At 65.4% G+C, this 12219-nt stretch carries 11 protein-coding genes and 1 pseudogene; 9 read left to right on the forward strand and 3 right to left on the reverse strand.

The features are described from left to right. The first annotated feature begins 103 nt into the window (after positions 1 to 103). The 3 genes and pseudogenes from J4G43_RS11530 (at position 104) to J4G43_RS11540 (ending at position 3906) form a co-directional block, all read left to right on the forward strand. Positions 104 to 601: a (2Fe-2S)-binding protein gene (locus J4G43_RS11530; protein ID WP_208084861.1), complete on the forward strand. Its 498-nt coding sequence runs from the start codon at positions 104 to 106 to the stop codon at positions 599 to 601. Beyond that, entirely contained in the window at positions 598 to 1653 is a 1056-nt protein-coding gene (locus J4G43_RS11535; protein ID WP_208084862.1) for an FAD binding domain-containing protein, read from the forward strand. Before J4G43_RS11530 ends, J4G43_RS11535 begins: the two co-directional genes overlap by 4 nt. Next, positions 1646 to 3906 (forward strand): annotated as a pseudogene (locus J4G43_RS11540) (xanthine dehydrogenase family protein molybdopterin-binding subunit). Before J4G43_RS11535 ends, J4G43_RS11540 begins: the two are co-directional and overlap by 8 nt. Before the next feature lie 43 nt (positions 3907 to 3949). Here J4G43_RS11540 and J4G43_RS11545 read toward each other — a convergent pair. Together J4G43_RS11545 and J4G43_RS11550 are read right to left on the reverse strand one after the other, a co-directional pair. Further along, the gene (locus J4G43_RS11545) at positions 3950 to 4102 is read right to left on the reverse strand and encodes a hypothetical protein (RefSeq protein ID WP_208084863.1); all 153 of its coding nucleotides are present in this window, start codon (positions 4100 to 4102) and stop codon (positions 3950 to 3952) included. A 146-nt stretch (positions 4103 to 4248) separates the two neighbouring features. Then, the gene (locus J4G43_RS11550; RefSeq protein WP_014497670.1) at positions 4249 to 4797 is read right to left on the reverse strand and encodes a cupin domain-containing protein; all 549 of its coding nucleotides are present in this window, start codon (positions 4795 to 4797) and stop codon (positions 4249 to 4251) included. A 150-nt stretch (positions 4798 to 4947) separates the two neighbouring features. Between J4G43_RS11550 and J4G43_RS11555 the strand changes: the two genes are divergently transcribed. Next, complete coding sequence (locus J4G43_RS11555) at positions 4948 to 6276, forward strand: omega-aminotransferase AptA (protein ID WP_085403317.1); 1329 nt, start codon at positions 4948 to 4950, stop codon at positions 6274 to 6276. Positions 6277 to 6346: 70 nt separating this feature from the next. Then, the gene (locus J4G43_RS11560; RefSeq protein WP_208084864.1) at positions 6347 to 7612 is read left to right on the forward strand and encodes a D-amino acid dehydrogenase; all 1266 of its coding nucleotides are present in this window, start codon (positions 6347 to 6349) and stop codon (positions 7610 to 7612) included. A 263-nt stretch (positions 7613 to 7875) separates the two neighbouring features. Here the strand turns inward: J4G43_RS11560 and J4G43_RS11565 are convergent, their stop codons facing one another. Continuing rightward, the gene (locus J4G43_RS11565) at positions 7876 to 8517 is read right to left on the reverse strand and encodes a helix-turn-helix domain-containing protein (RefSeq protein ID WP_208084865.1); all 642 of its coding nucleotides are present in this window, start codon (positions 8515 to 8517) and stop codon (positions 7876 to 7878) included. A 179-nt stretch (positions 8518 to 8696) separates the two neighbouring features. On the opposite strand from J4G43_RS11565, the gene J4G43_RS11570 reads away from it, so the two are divergent. The 4 genes from J4G43_RS11570 to J4G43_RS11585 are packed head-to-tail and all read left to right on the forward strand — an operon-like array spanning position 8697 to position 12170. Beyond that, entirely contained in the window at positions 8697 to 9455 is a 759-nt protein-coding gene (locus J4G43_RS11570; protein WP_208084866.1) for an ABC transporter substrate-binding protein, read from the forward strand. A 34-nt stretch (positions 9456 to 9489) separates the two neighbouring features. Then, on the forward strand, positions 9490 to 10143 hold the full coding sequence (locus J4G43_RS11575) for an amino acid ABC transporter permease (protein WP_014497665.1): 654 nt from the start codon (positions 9490 to 9492) through the stop codon (positions 10141 to 10143). Next, entirely contained in the window at positions 10140 to 10871 is a 732-nt protein-coding gene (locus tag J4G43_RS11580; RefSeq protein ID WP_208084867.1) for an amino acid ABC transporter ATP-binding protein, read from the forward strand. The genes J4G43_RS11575 and J4G43_RS11580 overlap by 4 nt, the downstream gene beginning before the upstream one ends. A 12-nt stretch (positions 10872 to 10883) precedes the next feature. Beyond that, entirely contained in the window at positions 10884 to 12170 is a 1287-nt protein-coding gene (locus tag J4G43_RS11585; protein ID WP_208084868.1) for an NAD(P)/FAD-dependent oxidoreductase, read from the forward strand. Positions 12171 to 12219: the final 49 nt, after the last annotated feature.

A 12219-nucleotide genomic window follows, 5' to 3' on the forward strand; every position in this document is an offset into this window, starting at 1 on the left:
TCGAGATGTTGGCCGGGTTCCGCCTGGCCAACGCATATCGACGGCGGCCACGGAGGTGGCGCGCTGGCCGATGACTCATGTCCATATCTGATCGGAGCCTTGTATGAACCACTCCATCAGCCTCACCGTGAACGGTGCGCGGCGCGACTTCGTCCTCGACGATCCGCGCGTCACGCTGCTCGATCTCCTGCGTGAGCGCCTCCATCTGACCGGAACCAAGAAGGGATGCGATCGCGGCCAGTGCGGCGCCTGCACCATTCTCGTCGACGGCAAGCGCATCAACTCCTGTCTTGCTCTGGCCATCAGCCATGACGGCGCCGACATCCTCACCATCGAAGGCGTCGCGCGCGGCGACCAGCTTCATCCGGTGCAGGCGGCCTTCATCGCACATGACGGCTTTCAGTGCGGCTTCTGCACGCCCGGCCAGATCATGAGCGCGATCGGCATGATGCAAGAGGCGCAGGCCGGCAACGATCCCGAGCGCATCCGCGAATGCATGAGCGGCAATCTCTGCCGCTGCGGCGCTTATGCCGGCATCGTCGATGCCGTGCTGGAAGCCCAGGCCGGCACGGACGAATCCAATCAGAGGCGCTTCGCATGAAACCGTTCGATTATATCAGGCCGGCCACAGTGGCCGAGGCCGTTGCGGCGGCCGGTCAGCCGGGCACTGCCTATCTCGCCGCCGGCACCAATCTGCTCGATCTGATGAAGGGCGGCGTCAGCCGACCGGATCGGCTGGTCGATGTCACGCATCTCGACGGGCTCGATCAGATCGAGACTCTCGCCGACGGATCGTTGCGCATCGGCGCGCTGGTGAGCAACGCCGATCTCGCGCATGACGCAAACTTCGCGAAGTCCTACCCGGCCGTTGCTGAGGCGCTGCTCTCCGGTGCGTCCGCGCAACTGCGCAATGCCGCGACCGTCGGCGGCAATCTGCTGCAACGGACGCGCTGCGCGTATTTCTACGACACCGCCAGCCGCTGCAACAAGCGCGAGGCTAGCTCTGGCTGCGACGCGCGCGAGGGCGAGAACCGCACGCATGCCGTGCTCGGTTGGAGCGAGAGCTGTATCGCCACGCATCCGTCGGACTTCTGCGTGCCGCTGGTCGCGCTCGACGCCATTGTGGAGATCGAGGGCAGGAACGGCCGCCGCGAGATCGCGCTCGACGCGCTGCATCGTCTGCCGGGCAACACGCCCGGGCGTGAATCGGGGCTCGACCCCGGCGACCTCATCGTCGCGGTGCGCCTGCCGCCCGCGGCGCGCGGCTTCGCCACGCATGCGCGCTACCTCAAGGTTCGTGAGCGCACGTCTTACGCGTTCGCCGTGGTCTCGGCCGCGGCGGCGTTGCGGATCGAGAACGGCAAGATCGCGGAGGCGCGGCTGGCGCTCGGCGGCGTCGCCGCAAAGCCCTGGCGCGCTCTTGCCGCGGAAGACGTGCTCAAGGGCGTTACGCCCACGGCAGATGCCTTCCAGGAAGCGGCCTGGCGCGCGCTTACCGACGCAAAGCCGTCCGGCGACAACGCCTTCAAGATCGAGCTCGCACGCCGCATCGTCGTGCGCGCGCTGACCCTTGCCGCTGCCGGTACGCCCGCGCGTATTCCCGCGCTGCCGGCCTCTCCCTTTGCCTCGACGTCCGGAGCCATCCATGCCTGAGCTTAATCTACCAGCTCTCCCGCCCATCTGCGCCACGGCTCGAACATCGGTCAGCCCCTGACCCGGCGCGACGGCGTCCTCAAGGTCAAGGGGCAGGCGACCTATGCCGCCGACAACCATCCGCCCGGCATGCTGTTTGCCGTGATGGCCGTCTCCAGCATCGCGCGAGGCCGCGTCACCTCGCTCGATGTCGCTGCCGCCAAACGCCATCCCGGCGTCGTTGACGTCATGACATCTGAGCACAAGCCGCAGCTCGCAATCGATCCGGAGATCAAGACCAATCCGTTCGTGTTCCGGATGGAAGTCCTGCAAAGCGACGAGGTCCGCTACGCCAACCAGCCCATCGCCGTCGTGATCGCCGAGACGCTGGAGGCGGCGACCGAAGGCGCGATGCTGCTGGCGCCGCGCTACGAGACGCTGCCTGCGCTGGTCGGCCTCGATGCCGGCGAGAGTTACGTGCCGCCGGTCGTCGGCGTCGGCAACCCCACCGAAAATCGCCTCGGCGATGTCGAGGCCGGCCTTGCCGCGGCCGAGAAGCAGATCGACGCGATCTATGAGACGCCGCCGCAATATCACAACGCCATGGAGCCGCACGCGATTGTGGCCGCATGGAATGGCGACAGTCTGCAGATCGACATGCCGACCCAGGGGCTCATGCTGTCGCTTGCGCGCGTTGCCGAATTGTTCGGCATCGCGCATGACAAGATCCACATCCGCAGCCCGTTCCTCGGCGGCGGCTTCGGCTCGAAGGGGCTGATGGCTGGTCCGCCGGTCCTCGGCATCATGGCCGCAAAGCTGGTCGGCAAGCCGGTCAAGCTGGTGCTGCGCCGTGAGCAGATGTACGGCCCGGTCGGTCACCGTGCACCGACGCGTCAGCGGCTGCGCATTGGCACGGACGGCGAAGGGCGCCTGACCGCGCTCGATCATCACGCCAGAACCGTGTCGAGCACATTCGACGATTTTTACGAGCCGGCCGCGGATGCCTCGCATACACTCTATGCCAGTCCGTCAATCCGTACCTCGCATGACGCCGTGCGCGTGAACACCGGCACGCCGCTGTTCATGCGTGCGCCCGGCGAGGCCACCGGCTCGATCGCGCTCGAAAGCGCGATCGACGAGATGGCCTGGGCCTGCGGCATCGATCCGCTGGCTTTCCGCCTGAAGAACTACGCCGAGGTCGAGCCGATCACGGGAAAACCGTTCTCCTCGAAGGCGCTGCGGGCCTGCTACGAGCAGGGCGCGGCGCGCTTCGGCTGGTCGAAGCGTTCGCTCCAGCCGCTGCAGATGCGTGATGATGCCGGCCTTCTCGTCGGTTGGGGCATGGGCACGGCGACCTTCCCGGCGCTGATGTTCCAGGCCGAAGCGCGCGCAGTGCTCCGCCGCGACGGTAGCGGTGCGATGGAAATCGGCGCGCATGACATGGGGCAGGGCGCCTGGACGGCACTCGCCCAGATCGCAGCCGACGAACTCGGGCTCGACATCGACCGTGTCGAGTTCAAGGCCGGTTCATCCGACTTGCCCGACGCCGGTATTGCCGGCGGCTCGGCGCACACCGCGACCGCGGGTGCTGCGATCCATAGCGCCGGTGCGGCCGTGGTCGCAAAGCTCGCCGATCTCGCCACCAGTGACGAGCGCTCGCCGCTGTTCGGTGCCGGCAATGCCGGCGTCATCGCACGCGAGGGCCGGTTGATCCGTCGCGATGACGAAAACCGCGGAGAGAGCTACGTCGAGATCCTCGCGCGCGCTGGCGTTGCCGAGGTCGAGGCGCGCGGCACCGGCGCGCCAAATCCTGCGGCGATGGAAGAGTATGCGATGCATGCCCACGGCGCGGTGTTCGCGGAGGTGAAGGTCGATCCCGAGCTCGGCCAGGTCCGGGTCAGCCGCATGGTCGGCGCCTTCGCTGCGGGGCGCATCGTCAATCCGCATCTGGTGAAGAGCCAGCTGTTCGGCGGCATGATCTGGGGCATGTCCTTCGCGCTGCATGAGGAAGCCATCACCAACCGCCGCAGCGGCCGGATCATGAATGCCAATCTCGGCGAGTACCATATCCCCGTGAATGCCGACGTGCCGCCGCTCGACGTGATCATGGTCGAGGAGCACGATCCGCATGTGAATGCGCTCGGCATCAAGGGCGTCGGGGAGATCGGCATTACCGGCAGCGCCGGCGCGGTCGCCAATGCGGTGTGGCATGCGACCGGCGTGCGTGTCCGCCGCTTTCCGATCAAGATCGAGGAGTTGCTGACGCAGCGTTGAGACAAAAAGGCGGGACGAGATCTTCTCGTTCCGCCGCGTCCTGCTAGTGCAGTTTCTTGCGGAGCGCCTTCAGCGCCTCTCGCTGCGTCTCGATATAGTCGGCAATAACCTTACGCAGCTCCTGCGAACGGAGCTTGTCGGTGTCGCGCTGCACTTCATCGAGCGCAGCCTCTGCATTGGCGAGCGTGATCTTCATCTGCGAGCCCAGTTATGAAGCGGCGCCGGAATGTTTCCTCGGCTTGGGTTCGCAACATATAGAGGATCGACGCGCGGAAATTGAGATGCCTCAAGCTCCGTAAGACACCGGGGCACTCCGTAAGATTCCGGATAATGTCGAGCGCCTCAAAACGTCGGCGGCGTGCAGGCCGAGATCACTTCGCACGGCTTGCCGCCGACGCAGCGGAAGCGATGCGGGCGACGGCTCTCGAAGTAGTAGGCATCGCCGGGATTGAGGATGCGGCGCTCGTCCTCGACGGTGACTTCGAGCTTGCCCGAGATCACGATGCCGCCTTCCTCGCCGTCATGGACGAGGTGAACGCGTCCGGTGTCGCTGCCGGGCTCGTAACGCTCTTTCAAAATCTGCAGGCTGCGGCCGAACAGATTGTCGCCGATCTGGCGATACGAGATCGGCTTCTTGCCGACCTCGGTCAGCTCCTCCGCACGGTAGAAGATCTTGCGCCGCGACTCCGGCTCCAGCGCGAAAAACTCGGCGAGCCCCATCGGGATGCCGTCGAGGATGCGCTTGAGCGCGCCGACCGACGGGTTCATCTGGTTGGATTCGATCAGCGAGATCGTCGAATTGGTGACCCCGGCGCGCTTGGCGAGCTCGCGCTGCGACAGCTTGTGGTGCGCCCGGATGAATCGCAGCCGTCCACCGATGTCGACGCTCATGCCCCTGGTCCCTGTTGCAGGTGTTGCGGGATCGCGCAAATATGGACCAGCAGCCCCAGTAAAATCAATGGCTTGCAGGTGACCAGAAAAGGACTTGTTGCGCTTCCGAAGCCGTGCCTCTGCTATCCGGTCAGCAAAGGAGCGTGGCCCGTGACCCTTCATCAGATTCCTAACACTATCAAGACCGACTCGTTCTGGATGCCGTTCACGGCCAACCGTCAGTTCAAGAAGGCGCCGCGCCTGTTCTCCTCGGCCGAGGGCATGCACTACACCACCGTCGACGGCCGCAAGGTGATCGACGGCTCCGCCGGCCTCTGGTGCGTCAATGCCGGTCACGGCCGCAAGCAGATCGCCGCCGCCGTCGAGCGCCAGCTGATGACGCTGGACTTCGCCCCGTCGTTCCAGATGGGCCATCCGCTGGCATTCGACTTCGCCGAGCGTCTCGCCGAGATCGCGCCGAAGGGCCTCGACCGCATCTTCTTCACCAACTCCGGCTCCGAGTCGGTCGACACTGCGCTGAAGATCGCGCTCGCCTATCACCGCGCCAACGGCCAGGCGAGCCGCACCCGTTTGATCGGCCGCGAGCGCGGCTATCACGGCGTCGGCTTCGGCGGCATGTCGGTCGGCGGCATGGTCGCCAATCGCCGCGCCTTCGCCACCCATCTTCCGGGCGTCGACCACATCCGCCACACCCACGATCTCACCCGCAACGCCTTCGCCAAGGACCAGCCTGAGCATGGCGCCGAGCTCGCCGACGATCTCGAGCGTCTGGTCGGCCTGCATGGCGCCGAGACGATCGCGGCCGTCATCGTCGAGCCGGTGCCGGGCTCGACCGCGGTGCTGCCGCCGCCGAAGGGCTATCTCAAGCGTCTGCGCGAGATCTGCGACAAGCACGGCATCCTCCTCATCTTCGACGAGGTCATCACCGGCTTCGGCCGCCTCGGCACGCCGTTCGCCGCCGACTTCTTCGGCGTCACGCCGGACCTGATGACGACGGCCAAGGGCATCACCAACGGCACCATTCCCTGCGGCGCGGTGTTCGCGAGCCGCAAGGTTCACGACGGCCTGATGGTCGGCCCGGAGAACCAGATGGAGCTGTTCCACGGTTACACCTATTCGGCGCATCCGACCGCCTGCGCCGCCGGTATCGCGACGCTCGACATCTACAAGGACGAGGGCCTGCTGACGCGCGGTGCGTCGATCGCCGGGTACTGGGGCGATGCGCTGCATTCGCTGAAGGGCCTGCCGAACGTCGTCGACATCCGCAATTGCGGCCTGATGGGCGCTGTCGAGCTGTCGTCGCGTGATGGTGCGGTCGGCGCGCGTGGTTACGACGTCATGGTCGATTGCTTCAATCGCGGTCTGTACTTCCGCATGAGCGGCGATAGCTTCGCGCTGTCGCCCCCGCTCATCGTCGAGAAGAGCCATATCGACGATATGGTCTCGATCCTCGGCGACGCCATCAAGCGGGTGGCCTGATAATTGCTCTCGCCGTTGCGGAGTTTGTTCTTGCAGCGGCGAGCGTGATGCCGCGGGAGTTTGACGAAGCGTGAAAGTTCTGATCCTCGGCAGCGGTGTCATCGGTGTCACCTCTGCCTACTACCTTGCGCGTGCCGGTCATGAGGTGACGGTCGTCGACCGTCAGCCCGAGCCGGCGCTGGAGACCTCGTTCGCCAACGCGGGCGAGGTGTCGCCCGGCTATTCCTCGCCCTGGGCCGGCCCCGGCGTGCCGGTGAAGGCGATCAAATGGCTGCTGATGAAGCATGGCCCGCTGGTGATCCGGCCGAAGCTCGACCCCGTGATGTGGGTCTGGCTGTCCAAGATGCTGCGCAACTGCACCAGCGCGCGTTACGCGGTCAACAAGAGCCGGATGATCCCGATCGCGGAATACAGCCGCGATTGCCTGCGCGACCTGCGCCGCGACATCGGCATTCAATATGACGAGCGTTCGCAGGGCACGCTGCAGCTGTTCCGCTCCCAGGCGCAGCTCGATGGCACGGGTGAGGACATCGCCGTGCTCAAGCAGTATGGCGTTCCTTTCGAAGTGCTGAGCCGGGAGGGCTGCATCGCGGTCGAGCCGGCGCTCGCTGGCGTGAAGGAGAAGTTCGCCGGCGGGCTTCGCTTGCCGCAGGACGAGACCGGCGACTGCCACATGTTCACGCAGGCGCTGGCCAAGCATGCCGAAGCGCTCGGCGTTCGCTTCATGTTCAACACCGGCATCGATTGCATCGTCACGGACGGCGCGCGCGTCAGTGGTGTCGTGACCAGTGCGGGCACGTTGCAGGCCGATGCCTACGTTCTCGCGCTCGGAAGCTGGTCGTCACGGCTCGTCGCACCGCTCGGCATCTCATTGCCGGTCTATCCGGTGAAGGGCTATTCGATCACGGTGCCGATCAAGGACGCCTCCGGCGCGCCTGAATCGACCGTGATGGACGAGAGCTACAAGGTCGCGATCACCCGCCTCGGCAATCGCATCCGCGTCGGTGGCACCGCCGAGATCTCCGGCTATTCGAGCCAGCTCTATGACGCCCGCCGCGCCACGCTCGATCATTCGCTGACCGATCTGTTCCCGCGCGGCGGCGATCTCTCCAAGGCGACGTTCTGGAGCGGCCTGCGTCCCATGACGCCGGATGGCCCGCCTGTGATCGGCCCGACGCAGTATGGCAACCTCCACCTCAACACCGGCCATGGCACGCTCGGCTGGACCATGTCCTGCGGCTCCGGCCGTGTACTCGCGGACATGCTGTCGGGCAGGAAGCCGGAGGTCGATGTGAGCGCGCTGACGGTGGACCGGTACAAGTATCGGTTCGGGTGATTCTCTATCTGCTCGTCATTGCGAGCGCAGCGAAGCAATCCAGTATCTTTCCGCGGTGGCAGTTCTGGATTGCTTCGCTGCGCTCGCAATGACGGTGGAGAGGCATCGCGCACTCACTCGACCGTCACCCTGAGGTGGCCGCTTCTTCAGCGGCCCTCGAAGGGCGACGGCCCGGCTCTATCGGGGCCGTGCATCCTTCGAGGCTCGCTGCGCGAGCGCCTCAGGATGACGGGACTGGAATTGCGCTCGCCGCGCGAAAGAAGCTACCCCGCCCCCGTCACGCAATTCACCCACAGCACCACAGCCTTCGCATCATTGGCCGGATTGGAAAAACGGTGCGGCCTTCGGCTCGCGAACCGAAAGCTGTCGCCCGTCTTCAGCGACCAAGTCTCGCTGTCCACCGTCAGCATCATCTCGCCTTCGAGCACCAGGCCGGCCTCTTCGCCATCGTGAGTGTAGAGCTCGTCACCGGTGGAGCCGCCCGGTTCCAGATGCACCAGGAACAGGTTGAGCTTGTTGTCGGCGCTCGCCGGGCTCAGCAATTGTTTCGATACGCCGGTGCGCCAGAGCTTCAACTCGGGCCGCTGGAGCCCGCGCGTCACCACCTGATCGGAGACGCCATCGGCGCTTGGGCTCGCGCCGAAGAGCGCGGCGATCCCGACGCCGAGCACATCTGCGAGTGTGGCCAGCACGCGCAGCGATGGCGACGACAGGCCGCGCTCGATCTGGCTGAGGAAGCCGATCGACAGGTCGGTGCGCGCCGCGACGGTCTCGAGCGAGAATTGTCTGACACGCCTGAGATCGCGGATACGGCGGCCGACCGCGACATCCATCGCGGGCTCGGCCGGCTTGGTGGTAGCCTTGGCTTTCACCTTCGCCGGCTTTGCGGCGGCCGGTTTGCGCATTCTTTTGCCACCGCTCACGTCAAACCGCTTCCTTCATGTGCATGAAAACCGCTTGCATCGCCCGCGAAAGTGTGACCAAATTTTCATATTGGTGAAAATAGGCCGAAACGGCTTGGCCCGCAACGTCTGATCACGACATGCGCGAGCGCCGACATCGGCCAAGCCCAAAGGGGGATGCGATGAAGCGTTTTGGTCTGGCCGCGGTCGCGGCGCTCGCGATTGCAGCGGTGATGCCGGCTTCGGCGCAGCAGGCGTTGAAGGTCGGCTCGACGCCGACAGGCATTCCCTTCACCTTCCTCGACACCAAGACCAACACGATCCAGGGCATCATGGTCGACATCGTCACCGAGATCGGCAAGGACGCCGGCCTCAGCGTGCAGATCGAGCCGATGGCGTTCTCGGCGCTGATCCCGTCGCTGACATCGGGCAAGATCGACATGATTGCGGCGGCGATGTTCATCACCGCACCGCGCAAGGAGGTCGTCGACTTCTCCGATCCGATCTACACCTACGGCGAGGGCCTGGTGGTCCCGAAGAGCGACACCAAGGCCTATGCCACGCAGGATGATCTGAAGGGCGAGACGGTCGGCGCCCAGGTCGGTACCGCCTTCGTCGATGCGCTGAAGAAGTCCGGCCTGTTTGCCGACGTCAAGGCCTACGACACCATCCCTGACATCCTGCGCGACGTGAACACCGGTCGCCTTAAGGCCGGCTACGCCGACTATCCGATCCTCGCCTACAATCTGAAGCAGGGCGGTTTCCCCGAGGTGCGTCTGGTCGACGGCTACAAGCCCGTCACGGTCGGCTCGGTCGGCATCGGCGTCCGCAAGGGCGAGGCCGCGCTGCTCGGCAAGATCAACGCCTCGCTCGCGAAGCTCAAGGCCAACGGCACCATCGACAAGATCCTCGAGAAGTGGGGTCAGAAGGCGCAGGGTTGATCGACAGAGGCTGGTAAGGCTGACCGATGAAAGGCTGAAAGGCTTCTGGCACGACGCCGTCGAATTCTTCCCGATCCTGATGAGCGGCGTCGCGCTGACGATCGTCGTCACCATCGGCTCGCTGCTGCTCTCGACGGTGCTGGGTCTGATCTGGGCGATGATGCGGGTCTCCGGCATCAAGGTGCTGTCGATGCTCAGTGCCAGCCTGATCAACGTGATCCGCGGCATCCCGATCATCGTGCTGTTGTTCTACCTCTATTTCGTGATGCCGGATCTCGGTGTCACGCTATCGGCCTTGCAGGCCGCGATCCTCGGGCTCGGCATCGCCTATTCGGCCTATCAGGCCGAGAATTTCCGCGCGGGCATCGAGGCGATCGACAAGGGCCAGATCGAGGCGGCGCAGTCGATCGGCATGGGCTGGTGGCTCACCATGCGCCGTGTGGTGCTGCCCCAGGCAGTGCGCATCGTGCTGCCGCCCTACGGCAACGTCATGATCATGATGTTGAAGGATTCGTCGCAAGCCTCGACCATCACGGTCGCCGAGCTCGCGCTGCAAGGCAAGCTGATCGCGTCCTCGACCTTCAAGAACACCAACGTGTTCACGCTTGTGGCGCTGATGTATCTCACCATGAGCATTCCGCTGATCCTGCTGGTCCGTCACTTCGAGAAGCGGGCGGGCAAGAAATGATCGAGCTCACCGACGTCCACAAGAGCTTTGGCCAGAACGAGGTGCTCAAGGGCATCACGGCGAACGTTGAGAAGGGCGAGGTGGTCTGCATCATTGGCCCCTCGGGCTCCGGCAAATCGACGATCCTGCGCTGTATCAACGGGCTGGAAAGCTACGACCGCGGCGAGATCAACGTCGAGGGACTGAAGGTCGACCGCGATGCGTCCTCCATCGTGAAGGTCCGCACCCAGGTCTCGATGGTGTTCCAGCGCTTCAACCTGTTCCCGCATCGCACCGTGCTGGAGAACGTCGTCGAAGGCCCGCTCTTTGTAAAGAAGGAGCCGCGTGTGCAGGTGCTCGAGCGCGGCCGCGCGCTGCTCGGTCAGGTGGGCCTCGCCGAAAAGGCCGATGCGCATCCGCCGCAACTCTCCGGCGGCCAGCAGCAGCGCGTCGCGATCGCGCGCGCGCTGGCGATGCAGCCAAAGGCGATCCTGTTCGACGAGCCGACCTCGGCGCTCGATCCCGAGCTGGTCGGTGACGTGCTCGGCGTGATGCGCAAGCTCGCCGATGACGGCATGACCATGGTCGTCGTCACCCACGAGATGGGCTTTGCCCGCGACGTCGCCGACCGCGTGCTCTTCATCGACGGCGGCGTCATCGTCGAGCAGAGGCCGGCCAAGGCGCTGCTCAACCAACCCCAGCATCCGCGCACGCAGGACTTTTTGCGCCGCGTGCTGCATCCGCTCTGATCGGTCCTCGTCATGACTACGCGCCTGCCTCTGCCGCCCTCGCTCTATGCCGACACCGCCGTCGCGCGGGTTGCCACGCCGCCGCTCGATGTCGACAAGACCGTCCCCGTCGCGATCGTCGGCGGCGGCTACACCGGTCTGTCCACGGCCTTGCATCTGGCGGAGCAAGGTGTCGAGGCGCTGGTGCTGGAGGCGCAGGAACCTGGTTGGGGCGCATCGGGCAATAATGGTGGTCACACCAATCCCGGCCTGAAGCATGACCCCGATCAGATCGAGGCCGATTTCGGCGCTGAGCTCGGCCGCCGCATGATCGACTTCTCCTACGGCACGACCAATTTCACGCACGACCTGATCCGCCGCTACCAGATCCCTTGCGAAGCGCGGCAGAATGGCACGCTGCGCGCGGCCTACAACGAGGCCAGCGCCGCCGCGATCGAGAAGACGGCGCAGCAATGCATCCGCCGCGGCATGCCGGTGCAATATCTGAACTGCGAGCAGTTGCGCGAGATGACCGGCACGGACCGCTACATCGGCGCGATGCTGGACACGCGCGGTGGCGATCTACATCCTCTCAGCTACGCCCGCGGCCTCGCGCGCGCCGCGATCTCCGCGGGCGCGAAGGCCCATGGCGAAACGCCGGCGCTGTCGCTCCGTCGCGACGGCGCGCGCTGGCGCATCGAGACGCCGCGCGCGGTGGTGCATGCCGACAAGGTCCTGCTCGCCACCAACGGCTTCACCGACGATCTCTGGCCGGCGCTCCGCCGCACCATCGTGCCGGTGTTCTCCTCGATTGCCGCCACGGCGCCGCTCTCCGACGCGGTCGCCCGCTCGATTATGCCGACACGGCCGGTGCTCTACGAGAGCGGCCACATCACGGTCTATTACCGCATCGATCAGCACAACCGCCTCTTGATGGGCGGTCGCGGCCCGATGCGCTGGATCAAGTCGCCCAACGACGTCGCCTATCTCATGCGTTATGCCGAGCGGCTATGGCCGCAGCTCAAGGGCGCCGCCTGGACGCACGGCTGGAACAGCCGGCTCGCCATCACCAAGGATCATTATCCCCATGTGCACGAGCCGGCGGAGAGCGTCCTGATCTCGCTCGGCTGCAACGGCCGCGGCGTCGCGCTCTCGACCGCGATGGGCGCGCAGCTCGCGCGCCGGCTGATCGGCGGCGCCAAGGCCGAGATCGACATGCCCGTCACAGGCATCAAGCCGATTCCGATGCACGCATTTTGGCCCTTGGGGGTTACTACTGCTGTGATCACGGGCCGGGTGCGGGACCGGCTGGGCGTTTGAAGAAGAAGGCGCCGCCCCGTCAGGAGCGACGCCTTGCATAACTTGCAGA

Source organism: Bradyrhizobium barranii subsp. barranii, from assembly GCF_017565645.3.
GTDB classification, from domain to species: Bacteria; Pseudomonadota; Alphaproteobacteria; order Rhizobiales; family Xanthobacteraceae; genus Bradyrhizobium; species Bradyrhizobium barranii.

Excerpts from the sequence above, each read along its gene's own strand:
- J4G43_RS11565 (WP_208084865.1), bottom strand. The coding sequence starts at position 8,517 with ATGCGCAAACCGGCCGCCGCAAAGCCGGCGAAGGTGAAAGCCAAGGCT.
- J4G43_RS11585 (WP_208084868.1), top strand. The coding sequence starts at position 10,884 with ATGACTACGCGCCTGCCTCTGCCGCCCTCGCTCTATGCCGACACCGCC.
- J4G43_RS11550 (WP_014497670.1), bottom strand. The coding sequence starts at position 4,797 with ATGAGCGTCGACATCGGTGGACGGCTGCGATTCATCCGGGCGCACCAC.
- J4G43_RS11545 (WP_208084863.1), bottom strand. The coding sequence starts at position 4,102 with ATGAAGATCACGCTCGCCAATGCAGAGGCTGCGCTCGATGAAGTGCAG.
- J4G43_RS11570 (WP_208084866.1), top strand. The coding sequence starts at position 8,697 with ATGAAGCGTTTTGGTCTGGCCGCGGTCGCGGCGCTCGCGATTGCAGCG.
- J4G43_RS11530 (WP_208084861.1), top strand. The coding sequence starts at position 104 with ATGAACCACTCCATCAGCCTCACCGTGAACGGTGCGCGGCGCGACTTC.
- J4G43_RS11535 (WP_208084862.1), top strand. The coding sequence starts at position 598 with ATGAAACCGTTCGATTATATCAGGCCGGCCACAGTGGCCGAGGCCGTT.
- J4G43_RS11580 (WP_208084867.1), top strand. The coding sequence starts at position 10,140 with ATGATCGAGCTCACCGACGTCCACAAGAGCTTTGGCCAGAACGAGGTG.